26 protein-coding genes and 3 pseudogenes are annotated in these 23466 nt (G+C 48.6%); 27 read left to right on the top strand and 2 right to left on the bottom strand.

Annotation, left to right across the window (positions count from 1 at the left end):
• Positions 1 to 111 precede the first annotated feature (111 nt).
• Both L1N85_RS14415 and cysK read left to right on the top strand, forming a co-directional pair.
• Positions 112 to 1326, top strand: coding sequence for an MFS transporter (locus L1N85_RS14415; RefSeq protein WP_235239677.1), 1215 nt, complete (start codon positions 112 to 114; stop codon positions 1324 to 1326).
• Positions 1327 to 1375: 49 nt separating this feature from the next.
• The gene (gene cysK / locus L1N85_RS14410; RefSeq protein ID WP_235239676.1) at positions 1376 to 2293 is read left to right on the top strand and encodes a cysteine synthase A; all 918 of its coding nucleotides are present in this window, start codon (positions 1376 to 1378) and stop codon (positions 2291 to 2293) included.
• 17 nt (positions 2294 to 2310) lie between these two features.
• Here the strand turns inward: cysK and L1N85_RS14405 are convergent, their stop codons facing one another.
• Both L1N85_RS14405 and L1N85_RS14400 read right to left on the bottom strand, forming a co-directional pair.
• Positions 2311 to 3381 carry a CotH kinase family protein gene (locus L1N85_RS14405; protein ID WP_235239675.1) on the bottom strand — a complete coding sequence of 357 codons (1071 nt, stop codon included), beginning with the start codon at positions 3379 to 3381 and terminating at the stop codon, positions 2311 to 2313.
• Between the two features lie 129 nt (positions 3382 to 3510).
• Positions 3511 to 3834: a hypothetical protein gene (locus L1N85_RS14400; protein ID WP_235239674.1), complete on the bottom strand. Its 324-nt coding sequence runs from the start codon at positions 3832 to 3834 to the stop codon at positions 3511 to 3513.
• Between the two features lie 287 nt (positions 3835 to 4121).
• On the opposite strand from L1N85_RS14400, the gene L1N85_RS14395 reads away from it, so the two are divergent.
• From L1N85_RS14395 to L1N85_RS14280, 25 genes and pseudogenes are all read left to right on the top strand, one after another.
• Positions 4122 to 4871 carry a hypothetical protein gene (locus tag L1N85_RS14395; protein WP_235239673.1) on the top strand — a complete coding sequence of 250 codons (750 nt, stop codon included), beginning with the start codon at positions 4122 to 4124 and terminating at the stop codon, positions 4869 to 4871.
• Positions 4872 to 4942: 71 nt separating this feature from the next.
• Positions 4943 to 5608, top strand: a complete 666-nt coding sequence (locus L1N85_RS14390) for a DUF2642 domain-containing protein (protein ID WP_235239672.1) — start codon at positions 4943 to 4945, stop codon at positions 5606 to 5608.
• Positions 5609 to 5791: 183 nt separating this feature from the next.
• Positions 5792 to 6013: a hypothetical protein gene (locus L1N85_RS14385; protein WP_235239671.1), complete on the top strand. Its 222-nt coding sequence runs from the start codon at positions 5792 to 5794 to the stop codon at positions 6011 to 6013.
• 42 nt (positions 6014 to 6055) lie between these two features.
• On the top strand, positions 6056 to 6457 hold the full coding sequence (locus L1N85_RS14380) for a spore coat protein (RefSeq protein WP_235239669.1): 402 nt from the start codon (positions 6056 to 6058) through the stop codon (positions 6455 to 6457).
• A gap of 99 nt (positions 6458 to 6556) precedes the next feature.
• Entirely contained in the window at positions 6557 to 7048 is a 492-nt protein-coding gene (locus L1N85_RS14375) for an Lrp/AsnC family transcriptional regulator (RefSeq protein WP_235239667.1), read from the top strand.
• Between the two features lie 15 nt (positions 7049 to 7063).
• Entirely contained in the window at positions 7064 to 8284 is a 1221-nt protein-coding gene (locus L1N85_RS14370; RefSeq protein WP_328285215.1) for an aminotransferase class I/II-fold pyridoxal phosphate-dependent enzyme, read from the top strand.
• 103 nt (positions 8285 to 8387) lie between these two features.
• A complete protein-coding gene (locus L1N85_RS14365) occupies positions 8388 to 8960 on the top strand; it encodes a cob(I)yrinic acid a,c-diamide adenosyltransferase (protein ID WP_235239665.1) in 573 nt (190 codons plus the stop codon).
• A complete protein-coding gene (locus L1N85_RS14360) occupies positions 8957 to 9931 on the top strand; it encodes an RluA family pseudouridine synthase (protein ID WP_235239663.1) in 975 nt (324 codons plus the stop codon). The genes L1N85_RS14365 and L1N85_RS14360 overlap by 4 nt, the downstream gene beginning before the upstream one ends.
• A gap of 49 nt (positions 9932 to 9980) precedes the next feature.
• Entirely contained in the window at positions 9981 to 10361 is a 381-nt protein-coding gene (locus L1N85_RS14355) for an arsenate reductase family protein (RefSeq protein WP_235239661.1), read from the top strand.
• 8 nt (positions 10362 to 10369) lie between these two features.
• Entirely contained in the window at positions 10370 to 11578 is a 1209-nt protein-coding gene (locus L1N85_RS14350) for an aminotransferase class I/II-fold pyridoxal phosphate-dependent enzyme (RefSeq protein ID WP_235239659.1), read from the top strand.
• 39 nt (positions 11579 to 11617) lie between these two features.
• Positions 11618 to 12482: pseudogene (locus L1N85_RS14345) on the top strand (5'-3' exonuclease).
• Positions 12483 to 12550: 68 nt separating this feature from the next.
• Positions 12551 to 12646: pseudogene (locus L1N85_RS28170) on the top strand (WYL domain-containing protein); the annotation flags it as partial.
• Positions 12647 to 13009, top strand: coding sequence for a hypothetical protein (locus L1N85_RS14340; protein WP_456238769.1), 363 nt, complete (start codon positions 12647 to 12649; stop codon positions 13007 to 13009).
• Between the two features lie 105 nt (positions 13010 to 13114).
• Positions 13115 to 13363 (top strand): AbrB/MazE/SpoVT family DNA-binding domain-containing protein, encoded by a 249-nt coding sequence (locus L1N85_RS14335; protein ID WP_235239657.1) that lies wholly within the window; start codon positions 13115 to 13117, stop codon positions 13361 to 13363.
• The gene (locus tag L1N85_RS14330; RefSeq protein ID WP_235239655.1) at positions 13356 to 13748 is read left to right on the top strand and encodes a PIN domain-containing protein; all 393 of its coding nucleotides are present in this window, start codon (positions 13356 to 13358) and stop codon (positions 13746 to 13748) included. Before L1N85_RS14335 ends, L1N85_RS14330 begins: the two co-directional genes overlap by 8 nt.
• A gap of 904 nt (positions 13749 to 14652) precedes the next feature.
• A complete protein-coding gene (locus tag L1N85_RS14325) occupies positions 14653 to 16065 on the top strand; it encodes a stalk domain-containing protein (protein WP_235239653.1) in 1413 nt (470 codons plus the stop codon).
• A 19-nt stretch (positions 16066 to 16084) separates the two neighbouring features.
• Positions 16085 to 16948: a phosphate ABC transporter substrate-binding protein gene (locus L1N85_RS14320; protein ID WP_235239651.1), complete on the top strand. Its 864-nt coding sequence runs from the start codon at positions 16085 to 16087 to the stop codon at positions 16946 to 16948.
• A gap of 105 nt (positions 16949 to 17053) precedes the next feature.
• Positions 17054 to 18016 carry a phosphate ABC transporter permease subunit PstC gene (pstC, locus tag L1N85_RS14315; protein WP_235239648.1) on the top strand — a complete coding sequence of 321 codons (963 nt, stop codon included), beginning with the start codon at positions 17054 to 17056 and terminating at the stop codon, positions 18014 to 18016.
• Positions 18013 to 18918 (top strand): phosphate ABC transporter permease PstA, encoded by a 906-nt coding sequence (pstA, locus tag L1N85_RS14310; RefSeq protein WP_235239646.1) that lies wholly within the window; start codon positions 18013 to 18015, stop codon positions 18916 to 18918. Before pstC ends, pstA begins: the two co-directional genes overlap by 4 nt.
• A 266-nt stretch (positions 18919 to 19184) precedes the next feature.
• Positions 19185 to 19334 carry a 3'-5' exonuclease family protein gene (locus L1N85_RS14305; protein WP_235239644.1) on the top strand — a complete coding sequence of 50 codons (150 nt, stop codon included), beginning with the start codon at positions 19185 to 19187 and terminating at the stop codon, positions 19332 to 19334.
• A 273-nt stretch (positions 19335 to 19607) separates the two neighbouring features.
• Positions 19608 to 20534 carry a hypothetical protein gene (locus L1N85_RS14300; RefSeq protein WP_235239642.1) on the top strand — a complete coding sequence of 309 codons (927 nt, stop codon included), beginning with the start codon at positions 19608 to 19610 and terminating at the stop codon, positions 20532 to 20534.
• A 382-nt stretch (positions 20535 to 20916) separates the two neighbouring features.
• Complete coding sequence (locus tag L1N85_RS14295) at positions 20917 to 21810, top strand: ROK family protein (RefSeq protein ID WP_235239640.1); 894 nt, start codon at positions 20917 to 20919, stop codon at positions 21808 to 21810.
• Between the two features lie 236 nt (positions 21811 to 22046).
• Positions 22047 to 22280, top strand: a complete 234-nt coding sequence (locus L1N85_RS14290; RefSeq protein ID WP_235239639.1) for a hypothetical protein — start codon at positions 22047 to 22049, stop codon at positions 22278 to 22280.
• Positions 22281 to 22562 (top strand): type II toxin-antitoxin system RelE/ParE family toxin, encoded by a 282-nt coding sequence (locus L1N85_RS14285; protein WP_235239637.1) that lies wholly within the window; start codon positions 22281 to 22283, stop codon positions 22560 to 22562. It abuts the gene before it with no gap.
• 453 nt (positions 22563 to 23015) lie between these two features.
• Positions 23016 to 23231: pseudogene (locus L1N85_RS14280) on the top strand (type I glyceraldehyde-3-phosphate dehydrogenase); the annotation flags it as partial.
• Positions 23232 to 23466: the final 235 nt, after the last annotated feature.

The following is a 23466-nucleotide window of genomic DNA, read 5'->3' as shown; positions in this document are numbered from 1 at the left end:
ATGGACGGGCATGGCTTGCCGCGGATAAGGGAATCTTACAAAACGTAATTCTAACCACGTGAACGGATAGCAACGCTTAATCGCGTTCTATCTTACGGAAGGAGAATCGTTTTGGCAAAAGCTTTAGGCGGACAAGGCGTGCTGCTGCTGATCGTCCAAGCGCTTTATGGCGTGGCGAACGCATTGTCCGGCACTTTCGTGCCGGTGTACTTATGGAAAGCAAGCCAGTCTTACATGCTTATCGGCTGGTTCACGTTAGGTCAGTATGTGATGGGCGGATTAACGTTCTATGTAGCCGGAAAATGGGTCAAAGAGCATGACAAAATGATAAGCCTGCGCATCGGCATTATATTGTCAGGCGTCTTCTACAGCACGGTGCTGCTGCTCGGACAGCAAGCGAAGGCATACGGCGTGCCGCTCGGCATTTTGAACGGAATGGCGCTTGGATTTTTTTGGATTGCATTTAATGTCGTTTATTTCGAAGTGACCGGTCCGGATAATCGCGACCGCTATAACGGCTGGGCAGGTCTTCTCGGCTCCGCTGCCGGCATTGTTGCCCCCTGGGTTTCAGGCTTGCTAATTACGTCAATGCAGGGCGAGAAGGGGTATCGATTCATATTTACGCTGTCGCTCATTATTTTCTCGATAAGCGTCGTGTTAAGCTTCTGGTTAAAGAAAAGGCGTGTTCATGGAACTTATAATTGGAAGCACGGCGTTCAGCAGCTCCGGCAAAAAGGAAATCCATGGAGGCGCATGCTGCCGGCAATCGCGGCACAGGGCGTGCGCGAGGGAGTTTTTGCGTTTCTTGTCGGGCTGACCGTCTATGTTGCGACACAGGACGAGAGTAAGTTGGGGACGTTCTCGTTGATCACATCGCTTGTTGCCTTAATCAGCTTCTGGATTATCGGTAAAATGCTGAATAAAAACAACCGTAAAATCGTGATGCTAGTCGGCGTTGTGATGATTGCCGTCGTTATTTTACCGTTATTTTGGGAAGTATCGTATATTACCTTGCTGATGTTTGGTATCGGCACTTCCTTGTTTATGCCGTTATACATTATTCCGATGACCTCCAGAGTATTCGATCTCATCGGGCAATCGGAGGAAAGCGCGAGGGAGCGCGAGGAGTTTATCGTTCTGCGGGAAGCGGGACTCGTCATCGGCAGAATTATCGGTTTATCCTCGTATTTGATCGTTTTGCCGCTGAACCATTCTCCGGTTGCGATTACTTGGCTTCTGTTTGCCGTCGGTGTCGTTCCGATCGCGGGCTGGTGGTTTATGAAGCCGTTTTTGCAGCAGCAGCAACAACAACAACAACAACAATAACAACAACAACAACAACAAGGATAAACACTTGAAGAAGGGAGGTGAGGCTATGCCAAGAATCGTTTCTGACATTACGCAGTTGATAGGAGCAACGCCGGTCGTTCGGCTGAACAGGCTTCAGGAGGCGGGCAGCGCCGAGGTTTTGGTCAAGCTGGAGCGGTTTAATCCGAGCGGGAGCGTGAAGGACCGCGCTGCTTTCTCTCTTATTCAAGATGCCGAGAAGCGCGGGCAGATTCGGCGGGGCGACATGATTATCGAGCCGACAAGCGGTAATACGGGCATCGGGCTTGCCATGAACGCGGCTGCAAAAGGCTATAAAATGATTCTGGTCATGCCGGACAATATGTCCGCGGAGCGGATTAAGCTGCTTCAGGCCTACGGCGCCGAGGTCGTTCTGACGCCCGCTGCGGAGCGGATGCCCGGAGCGATCCGCAAAGCGCTGGAGCTGCAGGCCGAGCATCCGGGCAGCTTCATTCCCAATCAATTCGAGAATGAAGCCAATCCTAATATTCACAGAGTAACGACGGCTGCGGAAATTATGAGGCAAACGGATGGAAAGCTGGATGCTTTCGTCGCAACGGCCGGAACCGGAGGAACGATTACCGGGACAGGCGAGGTGCTCAAAGATCTTATTTCGGACGTATATATAGCAGTCGTCGAACCGCAGGGCTCGCCGGTACTGTCGGGAGGACAGCCCGGACCGCATAAGCTGGTCGGTACGAGCCCGGGCTTCGTGCCGGCTATTCTTAACACTTCCGTTTATGATCAAATCATTCAAGTATCCGATGAAGATGCCTTGACGACGATGAGAAGCCTGGCTGCTCGCGAAGGCTTGCTGCTTGGACCTTCGTCAGGTGCGTCCGTGTGGGCGGCTATGCAAATTGCTAAGCGGCTTGGCGCTGGTAAGCGTGTGTTATGCATCGCTCCAGACACGGGTGAACGTTATTTGAGCATGAATATATTTTAAGCATCGAATGGGGCTTCTTAGCCCCACTCCCGCAGCGATTGCTGCAAAATTTCACGCCGTTCCATAATATATTCATGGATGAATGCAGGCTCCGAGAGAAAAGTATCGAAGCTTGCCTTGCGGGTATAATCATTGCGAATAGCCGGTGACAGCTTGATATGCATGTTGTGAATAACCGGCTTAAGCTGATCGACCGTGAAGGCCGTTTGAAGAAGCCTCTTCATTATGCTCTTGTACTTTCTGCGGCAGGCCGGAAACATAAACAGCTTTTTGGTCAGCTTATTATAGCCTTGGAAACGAACAAGATCGCTGCCGCATGGCTTACCATAGCAATTCCTTCCCCAGGTTCCCTCGTAATCCCACGGAATGATCCGATATTTTCCGCTTAATCGATGCTCGTATAAAGCGTAGTTTTGATCAAATCCGTCATAATTCCCAGTCAGTACAGCACCTGCCAGCCATAATAAATATTGGGAAATATCCAGTCTGCGGACGGTAAAGACGCCTAAGCTTTTGCCGGACCTCCGGTTTAAATGGCGTACAAACGATACTAATCTGCTCTTAGTGCCGGTCTTCCCGTGTACGATTTCATAACCATCGAATAACGAAGGCTTTAAGGCCTTTGATTCCGGATCAATTAAGCTAAAGTCAGCACTGTCGTTCACGGCATAAATAAGCGAGCGGTAGCCTATGCGCCTTTTCTCGAAAAATAACCGGTCAACCGCTTCGATCTCTAAGTATACGCCCTGCGGCACATCATTAATAATAAGCCAAAAATGTTTCGTTTCAGGCGAGGGTACCCCGATTTTATTGAAAAAGTAGAAAGACAACGCGTTTCGCATCATCGATGGATCATCGTACTCAGCATTCCAATGAAGCGTTTTGCCATCCTTTATTCGTACTTCATACGATTTCTTAGAATAATTACGCGTGTGACCGCCCCGCAGCCCGAACATAGCTTTATAGGTTTTCTCCCCTAGCTTCAGCTCGGCCGGCTTGAACGCTTTACCCCATGCATTGCTTCTAATTTCTTGCAGATCGGCTTCATCGATCCGAATGGAGCGGACAGGCAATATTTCAGCAGCCATCTAATCATCTCCCGAGGCAAAAGATAAAGCCTACCGTTAAACGATAGGCTTTTTATCTTATTTACCGTATTCAGCCGATGCCTGGATGGTCACCGTTTTTTAAAAATATAAGAAAGTCGTTTACGCTTGTTAAAGCGTAATTTCAAACACTAAGCCGGAATCTATGCTAGTTGCTTCTGTTTGGACGGCTGGATCGACACCGTCAGAGCGGTTGCCGAGTGACTGGTTGCCGCCGCTTTTCGTACCAACGGATTTATGCCCTCCGGATTGGTTGCCGCCGCTTTTCGTACCAACGGATTTATGCCCCGCGGATTGGTTGCCGCCGCTTTTCTTACCGACAGATTTATCACCCCCGGATTGGTTGCCGCCTGTCCGGTTGCCGTCAGTGCGGTTACCTCCAGTATTCTTTGCATTTACGTTTTGCTTTTCTTTACCGTTCTTTTTTTTGGACAATTCAAACAACTCCTTATATGAAGATACTATAAGCTATGACTCAACTCTAGTATTCGTAACGGGTTATTTGCTTAATCTTTAATAAATAGATAGTAATCTAGTACCTCAGCTATGTGGGATACATATAATTATATTGCATATCGACTCCCATGATAAATGAAGAAATCAAGAATCGGAGGGATGCTCACGATAATTCAAACATCATGCTCGTTACAAGATTGATAGGTGTCGGCTGTGATGAAAGATTTCAAATCTATTATTAACGAAATTATCGGAGGGATTTATTTATGAATTATTGCTGGAACTATCGTAATGTTGCGGGACAAATGGATATGTATGACAATCGCTTCAAAAGCTTCAATCATCATAAGAGCAATACCTGCATCAACGAAAACTTCGTTGATAGCTTAGTCGGAAAATGCGTAAAGATCAACCGCGGCGGCCCGGACAAGATTGAAGGCAAATTGCTGGCTGTCAAAAGCGACTACTATGTGGTAAAAACGAAGAAGGGTATCGTATACGTTGCTGCCAGCCACGTAAAAAGCATTACCGAAACAAATGGCAAACAAGACTGCAACAAAAGCGGACACAAAAGCGGACATAAATCCGACAAAAAATACTGCCATAAATCCGATCACAAATGCTGCCATAAATCCGGACACCATAAGCATGACTTTATTAAGGCCGACAACTTTAAAGAAGTCCTTCGCGCGTTAAATCAAACTTTCGTACAAATCAACACGGGCGGACCCGAAAAGGTAGAGGGCTTTCTCGCGCAAGTATGCAAGGATTCGGTCCTGCTCGTTGACGGCGAAGATACGCTGCAAATTCCGATTGAGCAAATCAAATCGATCAAATCAACAAATGACAAGAAATCCGACGGCCATAAAGACTGTAACAAAAATTATAAAACACAAGGCAACCGTACAGGCGGCAGCCGTACTGGCGGCAACCGCAGCGGCGGAAAGAAAAGTGCCAATGCAGCTTCTGTAATAACAACTCCAAAAACGACTCGCCGTATGATAAATAAAGTTTAATGGATTTCCGGGCAAAGGTAAGTACCCTTGTCCGGTTCTTCTATCTACTCGGATGAAAGGAGGTTGATCGCATGAAAAACCGTCATCCGCTGCTGGACCGGCAGGTTGAATTGGTGATTTCAGGGAAAGTGGCACCGATACGCGGAAAATTAATCGAGTTTGGCCAGGATATTTTAGTACTGCACAACGGAACGCAATTTTTGTATGTACCGCTTATTCATCTTCAGCAGCTTCGTATATTGTCACAGGATGGAGAAAAGTTTGAAGTGCCTGAAATGCCCTTTGAGCCTTATAATGAGCCGATCTCTTATCGAAAAATATTAATGAATGCCAAAGGCATGTTTTCGGAGATTTACATTACCGGGAATCAACCCATCCACGGTTACTTGACGACCGTCATGAATGATTTTTTTGTCTTTTACTCCCCTGTTTATCATACCGTCATCATTTCGCTCCAACATTTGAAATACCTGATTCCGTACAACCCGAACGTAACGCCGTACACCTTAACGCCAGAGCAATTTCCGCTTAAGCCTTCGCCTTTAACGCTCGCCAGAACGTTCGATCAACAGCTGCGCAAACTAATCGGTGAATTTGTCGTGCTCGATTTAGGAGAAAACCCGAATAAAATCGGCGTATTGAAAAGCCTTGATCAAAATATGATCGAGCTTGCGAACGCAAGCGGAAACGCCGTTTTTTTACACTTTGATCATGTAAAGACGGTGCATATTCCGTAACCCAAAAGACTGCTCTCTCAGCTAATGCGTTGGCTTAGGGAAGGTCTTTTTTTGTTTTACTGCTAAGTTCAAGCTGATCCAATCCGGAAAATTAGAACTGAAGCAAAACAAATAAAAAAAGGAAATCTGGTCATAATACGCATGGCACTGAAATAAGGAGAAAGACTTTGTGGAGGGTGACAGATGAAGCCAATGACTGCAAAAGAGCTCGAGTATATCGCAGACTCGATGTCGAATGAGGAACTATTGATTAAGCAATGCACGGCATTAGCGGTAACGGGAACAACTCCCGCATTACAAAATCTAAGCTTACAATTTTTGCAAACGCACCAAAACCACTATGATTCGCTGCTTCACGCGATTCAGCATCATCAACAAATGGCACCGACTCAACCGCAGCAATAAGCGGCATAAACGCACGGAAATAGACGATAGGAGGATTTCGCTATGTATCAGCAGCAACAAAAACAGTCCATTTTGACAGAGGAAGATTTGGCGGGCGCGATCCTGTCCGATTTGAAGCGAGTCGTTCGCGAATATGCAACGGCAGCAACGGAATCGACTTGTCCGGATATCCGTCAATTGTTCACGAAGCTAATGAACAGTACTTTGACTCTTCAAGGTCAGCTATTCCAGGCAATGCAGCAAGCCAATATGTATAATGCAGCCTCGCCGGCGCTTCGTCAGGAGCTTGACAAGCAAATGAAACAGTATCAGCAAACGAAGCAAAAGACGACGCAATTCGTGCAGCAAAATCTTGGACAGCAGCAGAACCAGACTTTCTATACGCCTGCGATGCAGCAGCAAACCAATCAGCAGCAGCAAGGAAATCAACCTTATTACATGTAAAGGCCCTTCGGGGCCTTTCGTTTTTTTACTTTGCAGTAAAATTGAATTCGTTGTAAAATATTCTTTATAATCGCAGGCGTTACCGGAAGGAGTTATACGATGAACGAATTACAGTTGAAGGTGTTAGAGCTGCTGAAGGAAGACGCGAGAAGGGATGCCGAGTTAATAGCAACCATGCTTGCCGTTCCGGCAGTGGAAGTGAAACAGGCGATCGCCGAGCTTGAGAACGAACATATTATTGTCAAGTATGCGACAGTCGTCAATTGGAGCAAGATCGACGACCAGAAGGTGACGGCACTTATCGAAGTTCAAATTACACCAGAGCGCGGGCGCGGGTTCGAAGGAATCGCGGAGCGCATTTATTTATATCCGGAAGTAAAATCGGTATACTTAATGTCTGGCGCGTACGATCTGCTTGTTGAAGTAGAAGGCAAAAATTTGAAAGAGGTTGCCTCTTTCGTTTCCAATAAATTATCGCCGATTGATGCGGTATTATCGACCAAGACATTTTTCATATTGAAAAAATACAAACAAGACGGCATTATCTTCGAGGAGCATGAAGGTGACCATCGGTTGATGGTTTCGCCGTAAAAAAGGGTGAAGGCCATGATTAGAGATGAACAGAAACAACCCTCCGTATCCGTGCAGCAACAAACGATGGCTGATTATTTGTCCCCGCTCGTTCGGGGCATCAAACCGTCGGGTATCCGCCGGTTTTTTGATTTGGTCAGCACGCGTAAGGATGTCATCACTCTAGGAGTCGGAGAGCCTGACTTCGTCACGCCATGGCATGTTCGGGAAGCAGCGGTTTATTCGCTGGAAACGGGAAAGACGCAGTATACGTCAAACGCCGGTATGCCTGAGCTTCGCGGGGCAATCGGCCAATATTTGCATGATCAATTCTCGGTGGAATATAATCCGGCAACAGAAGTTCTTGTTACGGTAGGCGGCAGCGAAGCGATTGATCTTGCGCTTCGGGCCTTAATTGCGCCTGGCGACGAAATACTCATTCCAGAGCCATGCTATATTTCTTATTCCCCTATAACGGCTCTCAGCGGGGGGAAACCCGTAGGGATCGAAACCTATGCGAAGGATGAGTTCAAGCTGAAGGCGGAGTCGCTGAAGGCTGTTATTACACCGCGTTCGAAAGTACTCATTTTATGTTATCCCAGCAATCCGACAGGCGGAACGATGACGTTCGAGGATTGGCTGCCGATTGCCAAGCTTGTTGAAGAGAATGACCTTATTGTCATTTCTGATGAGATTTATGCGGAGCTTTCTTACGGCTCGAAGCATGTGAGCTTTGCGGCAATGCCGGGTATGAAGGACCGTACGATTCTGGTCAGCGGCTTTTCCAAAGCCTTTGCGATGACGGGCTGGCGGATGGGCTATGCTTGCGGTCACAGCGACCTTATCGCAGCGATGCTCAAGATTCATCAGTACACCGTCATGTGCGCTCCGATTATGGCGCAATACGCTGCACTTGAAGCGCTGCAGCATGGTCTGGAAGAAAAGGATAGGATGGTTGAGGCTTATAATCAGCGGCGGCGCCTCGTGGTAAAGGGCTTCCGGGAAATCGGGCTTTCATGCCACGAGCCGCAAGGTGCATTTTATGCCTTCCCATCGATTGCGTCGACAGGGCTGACGAGCGAGCAGTTCGCGCAGCGGTTGCTTGACGAGGCAAACGTTGCGGCAGTGCCGGGCGATGTATTCGGTCTCGGGGGCGAAGGGCATCTTCGCTGCTCGTACGCGACCTCCGTCGCGAATCTGACCGAAGCGATAGAGCGGATCGGACAGTTCGTCTATAAGCTGAAGCGGCAGGGCTAGGAATGGATGATGCTTACACGTATCGAACAGCAGGTCAGGAGCAAATCCGGCCTGCTGTTTGCATAAATGCAATCAATCGGATGACCGAGAGGAGCTAAGGAATATGAGATTATATACGAGAACGGGAGATAAAGGTCAGACATCGCTTATAGGCGGGCGTGTTCGGAAGGACGATATTCGCGTGGAAGCCTATGGTACGATCGATGAGCTGAATTGCTTTGTCGGCCAAGCGGCCGCCGAGGCGGCGAAACACGGGGAGCTGGCGGAAATGGCAGGCTGGCTGGTCGATATCCAGCAGGAGCTGTTTGATTGCGGCTCGGATCTTGCCTATGCCAAGGAAGGCGCTCCCTTGAAAATATCGGCGGAGCCGGCCGTGCGATTAGAAGGCTGGATTGATCAATATATTGCGGAAGCGCCGGAAATTACGAGATTTATTTTACCAGGCGGAAGCTCGGTAGCAGCGCTGCTGCACGTATGCAGAACGGTTTGCCGCCGCGCGGAACGCCGCGTCGTGACTTTGGCGGCCGGGCAAGAGATTAACGGTGAGGTTCTGACCTATCTAAACCGCCTGTCGGACTTTTTCTTCGCGGCTGCGAGAGTCGCGAACGCGAAGCTCGGAGTGCCCGATACCGAGTATGTCCGGAGCGCGGAAGTGTTCCGGAAGCCGAAAAAATGATGGAATCGCTAGATCAATTTTATTATAAACCGTTAGTGGCCGTCGTTACCGAAGCGGAGCATGGTAAGACGGTACGGACGGTGCTTGAGCGGCAGTTAGGCGTATCGCGAAAGCTGCTTTCGCAGGTTAAGCTAACAGAGCATGGTCTCACGGTCAATGAGAAACGTGCTTATACGACAGCGCCAGTCGTGCAAGGCGATATCATTCGCGTCCGGATGGAGCGGGAAGTGTCTGGAGATATTTTGCCGCAGCCTATTCCGATTCAAATCGTATTCGAGGATGAGGATTTGCTTATCGTGAATAAACCGGCGGGTATGATCGTGCATCCGACCCATGGTCACTATACAGGCACGATGGCGAATGGCGTCGTCTATCATTGGCAGGAGCGTGGAGAGCGGGTTCGATTCAGACCTGTTCATCGTCTGGATGAAGAAACGTCCGGCCTTGTCGCCATTGCGAAAACCTCTTATGTGCATCAGCAATTATCCGGGCAAATGCAAGCGAACGGTTTCTTGAAGTTATATCGGGCTTATGTGTATGGTTGTCCCGAGCCGATTAAAGGAACGGTCGATGCACCGATTGACCGTAATCCGGACGAGCCTCATATTCGAATCGTAACGCCGGAAGGCTATCCATCGGTTACGCATTACGAAACCGCAAAGCGTTTCCGGGCCGAGGGAGAGAAGCCTGCCGCGGCAGCCGTCAGGCTGAAGCTGGAGACTGGAAGAACGCATCAAATACGCGTGCATATGCAGCATATCGGTTGTCCGCTCATCGGCGATAAAATGTATGGGCCGAAGGACGGGGCAATCAACGATTGGGAGAATGCTGTCGGCAGACAGGCGCTGCATGCCGAAACGCTCGGCTTTAGGCATCCGATTACGAAATCATGGATGGAGTGGCAGGCGCCTCTTCCTCCTGAGCTTGAACGACTGGAGCAGATCCTTGCGCAGAATAAGGCGAAACCGTAATTGGAATAAACCTTCATAATTATGAAGGGAATTAGGAGGATTCGCAGCTATGAACAGACAAAATCAATTAACGATTATACAATATCCGAAATGCGGTACATGCAGAGCGGCCGTTAAATCATTGCAAGGCAAAGGGTATGAGGTTATTTCGAGGAATATCGTAGAACAAACGCCGACAGCCGGCGAGCTGAAGGAATGGGTAGCGAACAGCGGACTGGAGCTGAAGAAGTTTTTTAACACTTCCGGCGAAGTGTACAAGGAGCTTGGCTTGAAGGATAAGCTGGCCACGATGTCTGAGGATGAAAAATATGCGCTGCTTGCCTCGAACGGTATGCTCATTAAGCGACCAATCGTAACGGACGGCATGAAGATAACCGTAGGGTACAAGGAAGAGCAGTATGAACAAGTTTGGAACAACGGAAAAGGGTGAGTGGGCAAATGTCGCAACCGAAATGGAGATCCGCGAGGCTGTCGCAGCTTGGATCATCTATATTTGCCGAAGTAGCTGTCTGGAAAATGGAGGCCGCGGCGAGCGGACTCGATATCATCGATCTCGGAATCGGAAGTCCGGATCAGCCGCCTTCTCCTGCCGTGCGGCAAGCGCTTAGCGAAGCGGCGCTTCGTACCGATATGTACGCCTATCCGGCAACAAAGAGCGGGCTGCCCTTCCGGCAAAGCGCGGCCGATTGGATGAGGCATCGATTCGGCGTCGGGCTTGATCCGGCGGACGAGATCGTTACGCTGCTCGGGTCGCAGGATGGCCTTGCGCATCTGGCGATGTCGCTGTGCGATCCCGGGGACATGGCCTTGCTCCCTAATCCGGGTTATCCGATCTATTCGGCATCTTTAGCGCTTGCAGGCGTAGAATGCGTGCTTATGCCTCTGCGCGAAGAAAATGGCTTTATGCCGGATTTGGATGCCGTTCCCGATGAGGAATGGGACCGAGCGTCATTTATTTTGCTCAATTATCCAAACAATCCGATATCCGCCGTCGCTGACCTCGCATTTTTTGAGCGTCTGCTGGATAAGGCGCGGCGTCATCATGTGCTTGTTGTGCATGATTTAGCTTATTCCGAGATGGGCTTCGACGGCTGCGAGCCGCCGAGCATTTTGCAAATTCCAGGGGCCATTGACCAGGCGGTCGAGTTTCATTCGTTATCCAAAAGCTTTAATATGGCAGGCTGCCGGATCGGCTTCTTGGCGGGCAATCGGGAGGCCGTCGGCGCGCTGCGCGAGCTGAAGGCCAATATCGATTACGGCGTATTCGATCCCGTTCAAGAGGCGGGAATCTTTGCTCTGAAGGAAGCGATGGAAAGTCCGAATGCTCCGAAAGCGGGCAAGCTTTACGAGCTGCGGCGAAATACGCTTATCGAGGCGCTTCAAGCAGAGGGCTGGTCGGTTGCCGCGCCGAAAGCGACGATGTTCGTATGGGCGCAGCTTCCGCCGATGCAATGGTCGCTTGATGAACCATGGAGCTCAAGACGAATTTCCCAGGAAATGCTGAAGAAAACCGGCGTGGTCGTAGTGCCGGGAGAGGCGTTCGGCTCAGAGGGCGAAGGTTACGTGCGAATTGCACTTGTAGAGAGCGAAGATCGTCTGAAGGAAGCGGCGAGAAGAATTGGATGCTTCATTCGTGGCAATAAATGATAGAATATGTTTTAGAGAGTTTGAAGGGAGCCTGAAGGGATGAATGAACAGCGATTGCTGTTGGTAGACGGAATGGCTATTTTGTTTCGCGCGTATTTTGCTACGTCATTCGGCGGCAGCGTTCGTAAAACGAGCGCAGGATTACCGGTAAATGCAGTACACGGCTTTGTTCGTTATTTTATGGACGCGGTCAATACCTTTAATCCCACTCATGTGGCATGCTGCTGGGATATGGGAAGCAAGACGTTTCGTACCGCGCAATATGACGGCTACAAATCGAACAGGCCGGCGGCCCCTGAGGATTTAATTCCCCAGTTCGATCTGGTGAAGGAGGTCGTTGCCAGCTTTGACGTGCCGAATATCGGCATTGAGGGTTTCGAGGCCGATGATTGCATCGGCACGTTGGCAGCAGCGCTCAAGAGCCAGGCCCAAATCTTCGTCGTAACCGGCGATCATGACATGCTTCAGCTCGTCGATGACCGCGTATCGGTTGCGATTATGAAGAAGGGGATCGGCAATTACATGGTCTATACGCCCGCGAGCCTAATGGAGGAACGTCAGCTGACGCCCGCACAAATTATCGACCTAAAAGGACTGATGGGCGACACGAGCGACAACTATCCCGGCGTCAAAGGAATCGGCGAGAAAACGGCGCATAAGCTCATACAGGAGCATGGCTCGATCGATAGCTTGCTGGCTAACCTCGATGCCATATCCAAAACGGTTCGCGCGAAAATCGAGGCCGATCTCGAGATGCTCCATCTATCCCGCGATTTGGCAACGATGCTGCGACGCTCCTGTGGCCGCCGAGCTGGCCGGCTGCTGCTGGGCATATAACCGCGACAGCGTGCTGCGGAAGTTTGAGGAATTGGAGTTTAAGAGCTTGGTTTCCTTAATCGGCTAGTGAAAATTTAATCTCCATATTGAAGGTTGATGTCTGTCATTCAGGCATCAACCTTTTTTTAGCGGGAGCTGGATCTTTATGGATTAGCGTACCGGTCGAATAAATGGTATATCGCTGCGTATTGTCACAGGAGACAGGCTGTACGAACATTTCGCGTCGATCGTATGCAGCAGCTTGTCGAAACCGGGCGCACATTCCATGTTCCGCCGGACTTTTCCGTAAAGACTTATTTTGAACAAGTTACTGCCGTACAAGAAACCAGCGGCGATGAAGCCTGCTTCGTGCTTATTGAGGGAACAGCAGATAGTCTGAAGCGGCTTTCCGGCCATTGGTATTTGCGGAACTGCGTAGTAAAGCGCGACGGCCAAACGCTTGGGCTTAGTATAGATGAAGAGGTAATGATGAAATATTTGCCGGCATTGTTGTTATCCTATACTTCGACCGTCCGCGTCCTGGAGCCTCAAAGCTTGAAGCTTGAGATTGGCAAAATCGTGCGGGAGCTTTATGGTTTCTACGCCACCGAATAAATTGGAACAATCCGGATTCCATGCCATTGAAAACAAATTGATGTCATTGTATAATTGAAATGCCACATATTATAATTTCTGTCACTTAATAAGGAGGCATGGAATATGGAACAAACTCCGATTAAGCTTGGAGAAGGCGGCCGAATTGTCATCCCGTCTGAATTTCGGAAAGCTCTCGGCATTAAAGTGGGTGACGAGTTGCTTTTGCATCTTGAAAAGGGAAAAATGATACTAATGACTCGAACACAAGCAATCGAATATGTTCAGGAACAATTAGCAGGATACGCAGTCGACGGTCGGATCCTTTCAGAAGAACTCATTGCAGAACGAAAGGAACAATCCGATCATGATTAAAACGGTTGTTCTTGATGCATCCGCCCTTTTGGCATTGTTATACAAAGAACCTGGACATGATGCGGTTTCTCAACATATGCACAATCTGACAGTTCTATCTGCTGTTAACTTAGCGGAAGTAATCGGGAAAACTCAACATATCGGGTTGTCATCCGATCAATTAATGCCATTGCTACAGTTGCTCGGAATTCAAGTGTTTGATTTGAATGCATCTTTAGCCGTTCAAATCGGCTTGATGAGGGCTGTAGCCAAACCTTTTGGCCTATCCTTGGGAGACTTGGCTTGTTTGACGTTAGGCAAACATTTAGCATGTCCTGTGTTAACTGCTGATCGCGCTTGGATAGAGACCGACTTCGGTGTGGAAATCATCCTGATTCGCCCATAATAAAAAGTAGTTGATGAGGCTTTCAGCACTCTGCTCAACTACTTTCTGATTTTTTTATTAGCTGTTTGACTCCGGCTCCATGACGGTATTGTCTTGATGTGCTTCAATAAAGCTTAGCCCCTCTTATGATCCCCTTCTCCTGCAGCGCTTCAATCTTCACTTACACGACGATAGCTGCCATGGCCGTTCTCCATCGTTTCTTCATGGTCGTCCACCTATTCTTCTTGTTCGTTGCTTTCTATCCTTAGAACGTCTACGCGCCAAAAAAGGTTGCAGCATGGCTGTATTTTGAGACAGTCGAACATGCATAAATCGTACGCTATTTCCTCGATTTCTCCGTTCTCCGTTACAGGCTGCAATAGAGCGAGTAATCAGTCTTTTTGGATGAGAGCTGTTCGCTACCCCGGCAGTGCCCAATTGAGCTAATTTCTAGCTCTATATTTTCAATTTTTGGTTAGTTTGGATGAAATAGAGCTAGTTTCTAGCTCTAATTCAGAGCAGTAGGTCATGGCGTGTTTGAGGTCGGTTTGATGGCCGGCGGTACACAATAGACCACAAATTACCGCTAGATAGCCTCACCCAACACCTTTGGTTCTTAATCGACAGTCTCCAAAATCCATTTTAAAAAAGTAGTCCATTCGTTAGGGAAATTTCTATTGTAAAAGGAAGCTAAAATCAATTGATTCCACCTTCTACCATGCCTAACATTTACAAATTCATTGCAATTTCTAAATAATAGGATAATAAAAGGTTGTTATTATTTGATAGTAAATGATCGAACAAGCACGAAACGTTCCGAACAAACACTGCCTGGGAGGGATAAAGCCTACATACATACCGACAGAGGCCGTCGGACATTCGGTTTTTAAAAAAATATTCGATATGAGAAAGGTGACCCCATTCCATGCAAATGAAAAAAGCAATGGTTATCTCCATGATCGCAGCAGCTTTAAGCGCAACAGCCGTCACTCCCGTATTGGCACAAACCGCTGCCGCAATGCAGGCTGTTCAAATCGGCAGCAAGACGTTTGTCGTCAATGCGAATCCGGTTGCCATTCGGACCATCACAGACGCCAGCGTAACGCTTGCTTCGGTTCGTGACATCGTTAACGCTATCGGCGCAACGCTGCATATTAACAAAGACGGCACCGTTGTCGTTAAGTTTGGTCAAAACACAGTGAAGCTAAAGGCTGCTTCGAAAACAATTACGGTTAACGGCGTTGCCGTCTCCCTTCAGCACCCGGCAAAAGCAGTAAGCTACACGACTTTCATTGAACCGGCAGCATTTGTGAAGGCTTTGGGCGGAACATATTCTGCGGACGCGGAAAGTGCATCCATCACAACAATCGAGCTTCTTGCAGGAGCAGAGCATGCGGTATGGATCAACTCCTCGAAGCTGCTTGTATCGAATACGAATGAAACCGGGCGCGAAGATTACTTGGTTGACGCTGCAACCGGCAAATACGAGCTTCTGCTCACTTCATCCGATACATCTGACCTTATCGTTTCCCCGGATGGCATGAGCGTTGCCTACTCCGATGCGAATGGCGCTGTCTACACGATTGATTTGAGCACGAAGAAATCGGTGCAGGTAAGCACGGACAGCTCGATCAAGAACGAGCTGCAATGGTCGCAGGACGGCTCGTCCCTCTTCTACCTGCAAGGCGAAAAAAGCTCCGTAATCGCGAAGCTGAAGCTGGCAGACGGAACTGTCTCTAAAATGCTTGAGGACAAAGTCGATTACAAAGCGAACCTGGAAGTATCGGCAGACGGCACGAAATTTGCATACTACGTGTTCAAGCAGCCGAAAGTAACGGCTGACAGCAGCAAAGACGTTGAGCTTGATGACGTAGTGATCGATGCGACTGGCACTGAGCCGCAAATTTACTTCTATAACTCTGCTGTTGCAGGCAACAAACCGGTCCAGCTTACAAAGGATGCAACCGAAAAAGTGTTTCTGAAGCTGGCGGCTGACGGCTCCAAAGTGAACTACGTGAGCATAAGCGCAGACGATGCAAGTGTCGGCCAATTGGTTTCCGTAGACAACACGGGCAAAACTAGCATAACTGTCTTCGCTGACAAGGATGTGTACCAGCTCGTTCAGGGCGGAAGCAAGCTTTACCTCTTAACTGCAGAAGGTGACAGCACCAACGCGATCTACAGGATCAACAGAATCACTGGTGCCAGCACACTCATTCAAACCGTATCCGACAGCGTTTCTGAATTGATCGTATCCGGCAATGCGAATATCGCAGTGCTTCTGGACGGACAGCTTGCTGTTTTCGTCAATGGCAAGTGGAAAAACATCACTAACTAATTAACGGAGGTCATACCAAATGAAATGGTTTAAACAACTTACAATAGCTGCGCTTATTGCCGTAATCGGCTTCAGCTCAGTACCCGCTTCCACTCCTACTGTTACCGCAGCAAGCAAGCTTAGCGGCAAAATCGTCATTAACGGCTCATCTGCCCTTCTTCCGTTGACATTACAAGCAGCCAGCGAGTTCAAAAAGCTGCACCCTAAGGTTAAAATTTCCGCATCCGCTGCCGGTTCGATTACAGGACCGCAAGCTGTCCGCAAAGGCATCGCTAACATCGGCGCCGTAGACTGGGATGCTTCGAAAGACGTTCCCGGCTTCAAAAGATTCGAAGGTCAAGTCGCTCACAAAGTAGCTATTATTCCTTTCGCAGCGGTTGTAAACAAGAATGTTACCGTAACTAACCTTACGACAAAAGATTTGCAAGGCATCTTCTCCGGCAAAATTAAAAACTGGAAGGAAGTTGGCGGAAAAGATGCTGAAATCATCGTCGTTAACCGTACTTTCGGTTCCGGTACACGCGTTAATTTCCAAGACAAAGCGCTTAATGGTACAAATTTCATGACAAAAGGCGATAACTACAAAGAAGTAAAAACGAGCGGCGACATGAAGTCCACGATCGAAACAACGCCTAATGCGATTGGCTATATGGACCTTGCCTACGTAACCGACAAAATGACTGCCGTAAAAATTAATGACATTGCACCAACGGAAGCTAACGTTATTAACGGTAAGTACAAGGTATGGGGCTACGGTTACTACATGACTAAAGGCCAGCCTACCGGTGCAACAAAAGAATTCATCAAATATGTGCAAGGCACGAAGTTCCAAAACGGATCGCTGAAAAAGCTGAAATTCATCCCGATCTCGGCATTTAAATAACCTTCATTTACTGCTAGAACGTAAATAAATTGAGTTTGGAAGAGCGGCCGGCTTGCGCGAATAGGCGCCAAAGCCGGCCGCTCTTTATCGGAGGAGCCGATTATCATGTTGGAATCATCTCACGCCGGACGGCAGCCGCGACTCGCTGCCGAGCTCGGCAGCGCTATCAAGGCTGGGAGCAGCAAGCCGTTTGACCGGAGATCCCGCCTGTTTTTCACGAACCGCTTGTTCCGTTATTTATGCGTAGCCTGCGCCGGCTTTGTATGCCTTATTCTCTTTATGATTTTGTTTCTCATGTTCCGTACAGGCGTCTTAACCTTCAGCCAAATTTCATTCGCGGACTTCTTCTTCTCTGCGGAATGGAACCCTGAAAATGAACAATACGGTGCTCTTATTTTCATATTCGGCACCTTTGCTTTAACAGCGTTAACGCTGCTTATATGCGTACCGATCTCCCTGATTATCGCCGTCTTCCTGTCCGTATTCGTGCCTACATGGCTGAAAAACATGCTCCGGCCCGTTCTCGATCTGCTTGTAGGCATCCCGTCAGTCGTCTATGGCTATCTTGGATTAACGGTACTCATTCCTTTGATACGTGATGTAACAGGCACCGGTATGGGCGATGGCCTGCTCGCTGCAGCATTAGTGCTGACGATTATGGTGCTCCCTACGGTAAGCCGCATAAGCGACGATGCGATTAGTGCGGTTCCTGCAAAATTCAGCGATGCCTCCTACGCATTAGGCGCCACCCGTTTCCAAACGGTATGGAGAGTGCTTCTGCCTTCGGCAAAGGGCGGCATCATGTACGCCGTCATTCTCGGCATGGCCCGTGCAGTCGGCGAGACCATGGCCGTTGTTATGGTTATCGGTAATACGCCGCAGCTGGCTGATAGCCTGTTCAAGCCAACATCCGTGCTAACGAGCAACATCGTTATGCAAATTTCGAACGTTCCTTTTGACTCCACCTGGAACTATGCCCTTTATTTGATGGGCTTCCTGCTTCTCGTTATTTCACTGGTTATGATCGTTGCCATCCGCTGGCTTCAAAGAAAGGGGATGCAAGCATGAAGCAAGCCGTTACCACGAACCCCTTCGCGAATCCGTTCAGCGGCAAGAAAAGTTTAAACCGGCTAAAAGACCGCCTATTCACTTCCGTTGTATGGTCGCTCGGCATTATTATCATTGCATTCATATTTGGTCTTCTCTATCTTATTCTTCAGGACGGTCTTCCCAAGCTGACGTGGGACTTTCTGTTCGGACTGCCCAGCGAGATCGAAGAAGGCGGCGGTATTGGTCCGACCCTGCTGAACTCGTTCTACATTTTGTTCATTTCATTAGCAATCGCGATTCCGCTCGGGATGGCCGCAGGCATTTATTTGGCCGAATTCGCGCCTGACAATAAGCTGATCGGCTTCGTACGCATTTGTGTAGAAGGACTCGCTTCCGTACCATCCATTATCTTCGGCTTATTCGGTATCGCGCTGTTCGTCGAATATTTCCAGATCGGCCTGACCATTCTCGGCGGCGGCATCAGCCTTGCGTTTCTCAACCTGCCTGTATTGACACGGGTTACGGAGGAGTCGATCCGGGCCGTTCCAAAGGAGCTGAAGAGCGCTTCCTTCGCGCTTGGCGCCACTCACCTGCAGACCATTTCACGCGCACTTATTCCTGCTTCGCTGAACGGCATTATAACGGGCATCTGTCTTGTTGCCGGACGGGCATTTGGCGAGAGTGCCGTCATTATTTTGACTGCCGGCGTAACGACTTCAGGCGAAATGTGGGATTTCAGTCTGTTCTCCCCCGGCGCTACGCTAGCCGTTCATTTATGGTACGTGCAATCCGAGGCCATTGTCGGCGATGCACAAGAAATTGCTCAGAAAGCGGCAGCCGTACTCGTATTCGTTGTGCTGCTCATCAATTTACTTTTCCGCATTCCTTTATGGCTTAACGCCCGCCGTACGAAGCGGTAGAACGCAAAGCCTCCAGCCCATACCTTTATGGTATAGCTGGAGGCTTTTCCTTTGCCAATATTGTATTCCCCTGCTTGACCGTTTTTTCTGATAAAATGGAAAACACAAGCTATCGCCATCAATCGGGGGTTACTATTTTGGATTATATTATTTTGGACATTGAATTCAACGGCCGCAAGTTTGCAAGCGATTTACCGATGGAGGTCATCGAGATCGGAGCAGTCCGCTTAGACTCCTCCTTGTAGCAAACGGTTGTGTTCTCCGCCTTGATCAAACCGGTTTATTTCTCCAAGCTGAACAGCTTTATAAAGAAGAAGACCGGCATTCCGCAGGAGGAGATCGATCAAGCAGACCGTTTTCCGAAAGTAATAGCTGCGTTCACCGCATGGCTGAACCGAAGCGATGCTTTCATGTAGGGGGCGGAAAATTTGATTAAGGATACGGAACTGTTGTCTGGACGGATATTTACGAAATAGGAACTGGAGGACATTAAGTTCATCGTCCGCCAATTCTCACACTTAACGCGAAACGAGTTAGCTCAAACGATTTGTGAGGGATTGGAGTGGATTTCTCCCAATGGAAAGTACATCTGAAGGCGCTTTTTCCAGAGTTGGAAAGCTTGCCGCATCTTTCAAAACTACCTGATTAAGAAACGGTACCTAATCGCGGTAGACGGCACACAAAAATTCGTGACGGAAACGTGTTTGGCCGAAGAGCAATTGCACCGGAAGCCGGGCGGTAAAGAAGAACCGCACTATTACGTGTATCTGCTGGAAGCTAAGTCAGTGTTTCCAAATGGCTTGGTATTGCCGCTCATGAGCGAATTTCTCGACAACACGGTGGACGAAGTCAGCAGTAAGCAGGATTGTGAATTGAAAGCTTTTTACCGGCTGGCGGATCGGCTTAAAGCGGCGTTTCCCCGCTTGCCGATTACGCTCTTGCTAGATGGGCTGTATGCCAATGGACCAGTCATAGCGCTTTGCCGCAAGAACCGGTGGGAATTTATGATCGTGCTGCAACACGATTCGCTGCCCAGCGTATGGAAAGAAGCGAACGCCTTGCAGAAGCTTCATCCTGATCAGGTGATCGCCCGCACATGGAAGGGAAGAAACCAAACCTTTCGGTTTACGAATGACATCGAATACGAATATGGCTCCAATGCGCGGTCGAAGCAAACCGTACATGTTGTCGTCTGTGAAGAAACGTGGGAAGAAGTGGATGCTAATGCGAAAGTCGTCACGAAAACCTCTCGTCATGCATGGCTGTCAAGCGTTCCGCTCCATGAACGCAATCTGCATGCGCGTTGCAACGAGATGGCCCGAAGCCGTTGGGGGCTGGAGAACGACATCCTGCCAGAGAAACGGCAAGGGTACCAATACGAGCATGTTTTCGCCTATGATTGGAATGCGATGAGAGGATACCACTATCTCATGCATCTGGCTCATTTGATGAATGAGCTGATTGGACTGGTTGAAGTTGTAGCGGAACTCATCTTGGAACTCGGCATTCGAGGATTTATCCGGCTGTTACGCGGTACCATTGAGGGACCGTGGATAGACTACAAACGGATTCGGCACCTGCAGGAACAGAAGCCGCGACTTCGTTTTGCTTCTTGACTGGCAATTTCGCATAAAAAATCCATCGAATCCATACGACGCTACTGGTCTGCCCATTTGATGGGAAAAACGCGGTCAAAAACGAAAGTATACCTCGAAAAGGTGGTGATGCTGCTGCTCAGCCGGGAATTTGCCGGAAAAATTCATATGGTGCCATGAAAAAACCGGTATTTTAGCCATTCGCAAGATCTACAAACTTTTTCGTGCGTCAGCTCTGAGAATCAAGGCATAGGCTTGACGACAATAGCTGAATCCTCCTATAATTAAGAAAAATGATTGCGTAATGATTAAGCGGAACGAACACGAGTAAAATCCGATAGTACTTGTATAAGTTTTACGTAAACGATTACGTAATGATTAGGATGAGGAGAAGAACAAGCATATGCGAATTGGAGCAATTGAAGCGGGCGGCACGAAGTTTGTATGCGGGATAGGTAATGAAAATGGAGTGATTGAAGATCGGGTTAGCTTTCCTACTGAGCACCCGGAGCGGGTAATGGAGCAGGTTATCTCCTATTTTAAAGATAAAAATGCAAAAGCGATCGGCATCGGGACGTTCGGGCCTATCGATATTGATCGTGCGAGCGTAACGTATGGAAGCGTGACAACAACGCCAAAGTCGGGCTGGTCGGGCTTTCCTTTTCTGAAAACGTTGAAGCAGGAATTCAACGTGCCGTTCGGATGGGACACGGATGTGAATGCCGCCGCGTACGGCGAAGCGGTTTGGGGCGCTGCACGGGGACTTGATAGCTGCGTATATTTTACGATTGGTACAGGAATCGGAGTTGGCGTATATTCCGAGGGCAATCTCGTACACGGCTTGGTTCATCCGGAGGGCGGGCATATATTGCCGAGACGCCACCCGGAGGACCGCTTTGAGGGCAACTGTCCATATCACGGCGATTGTCTAGAGGGCATGGCTGCGGGTCCCGCTATCGAGAAGCGCTGGGGCGTGAAGGGCAGTGAACTTGGGGCGGATCATCCGGCATGGGCCATGGAGGCGTATTATCTCGGACAAGCAGTGACGACTACGATACTCATGCTTTCACCGAAACGTGTCATCTTAGGCGGGGGGGTCATGCATCAGAAGCAGCTCTTGCCTATGATTCGCAACGAGGTGGGTAAAAATTTAAATGGTTACGTCAGTGCGGCGCCGCTGCTAACCGGAATTGACGAATACATCGTATCCCCGGGGCTTGGCGACAATGCCGGCTTATGCGGCTCGCTTGCGCTTGGTCTGGCAGCTTTGGAGGGAAAGGAAAAAGGGGCTGACTAGGCAAAGCCATGCAGCATATAGGATAGCATGATCTGCAATGCGATACTTGTCATAGAAAACGGAATTATTCAAAACACAGCCTGGGGAGGCCGCCTGATTTTATTTAGAATCAGGCGGCCTCTTCCACGATTTTAGTATTGCTTTCTGTATGGGACTTGAGGATTTGCAGATCGTAAAGGATGAGATATAACGATTAATATGATATAATTCATTTAAAGTTAAAGGGGGCGAACAAGATGCAATTTAGTCTAAGAGGTCCTGATGGAACAGTCATTGATTCCTATCATAAAGACCACAAAGAATTCATTCGAATTGCAGGCATGGAATATGAAATTTATAATCCCGTTCATGATCTGGATTCAGACCCCGAAATTAGACAAATGATTGAGGATTCTGAAAAGGACATCAAGAATGGGAAGGTTTATTCCACAGATGACATAATTGAAGCGATAAAGCGTGGTGAATTGTAATTGATCGTTCAATGGACCGAAACGGCTCGGCGTCGAATCCAACAAATCAAGAGCGATCGTTACACACAGCAGGAAACAATCGATTACAAAATTAAATTAATACGGCGAGTGGAAACAACAGTCGTCAACATGGGAACGACAATGCCTTCGCGTGAATATCGCAACACCTATTACTGCATAGTTGATCGTTATGTCGTGTCTTATAAAGTTATGGATAAGGGTGAGAGATACGTGATCACTTCATTCAAGCATGGTGCGATGAAACGAAATCTTAAATATTGAACGGAAACCGTCTCATTTTTGAGTCGGTTTTTTTGGTGCGCCACGCAGTCGCACAATCTAGGCGGTTCAAATCCATCCGGTAACCCTTTGAAGTGCAGCAGCCGAAGTAGAGGTCCGGTCAAACCGGGAGATAAAGTCGCTTTGAGCGGGGTTCCTTTTTGCGGCATCTGTGAATTTTGACAAACGGAACAGGTGAACCTGTGCGAATCTGCATTCGGTCCAATGTTTGCCGGAACGCTCTTAGATGGCACGTCACGATTGAGCCATGACGGACAAATGATATACCACAACTCACTTCTCATCACGTTCGCTGAATATGCAGTTGTCCCCGAAACGAGCTGCATCAAGATGCCGGACGAACGTCGAAGTGATCACGGATGAAGACCAGCACGTTAAAATATCAAGAAATACAAGTGTGAATGAAGTAAACGCCGTCCTGCAAGCCGCAGCTCACCTTATATTGGATTTTCAACGGAGCCGCTCGTGTCCGCCGACTATATCGGCTGTGCCAAATCGGCTATTGTGGATGGGCTTTCGACACTGGTGATGAACGATGAAATAAAGGTGCTGGCATGGTATGACAACGAATGGGCGTATGCTTGCCGCGTGGTCTATGTTGCAAATATGGTAAGAGAAAGGGTGAATTGCACATGGAAAATAAGTGTATAGATTTGGGGGTTATTATTTGTAAGCATTGCATGTCGGTCATCGATACGCTTCCAACGGAGAGAGTAACGACCTATTACTCGGATTTCCAAGAACAGGAATGTCTAAAAACGAGAAGGACGGATGTTATTCAGATTAGAAATCAATGTCAACAGGTTAAGGCCTATCGATGCCTAGGGTCAACAATTCACCTTGCGATTATGATGGAATTTGGATTTTCTGGGTGAAGGATTTCTAG

Source organism: Paenibacillus alkaliterrae, from assembly GCF_021532375.1.
GTDB classification, from domain to species: domain Bacteria; phylum Bacillota; class Bacilli; order Paenibacillales; family Paenibacillaceae; genus Pristimantibacillus; species Pristimantibacillus alkaliterrae.
Note: the sequence above shows the minus strand (reverse complement) of the source record. Positions and strands in the feature narration are given on the sequence as shown.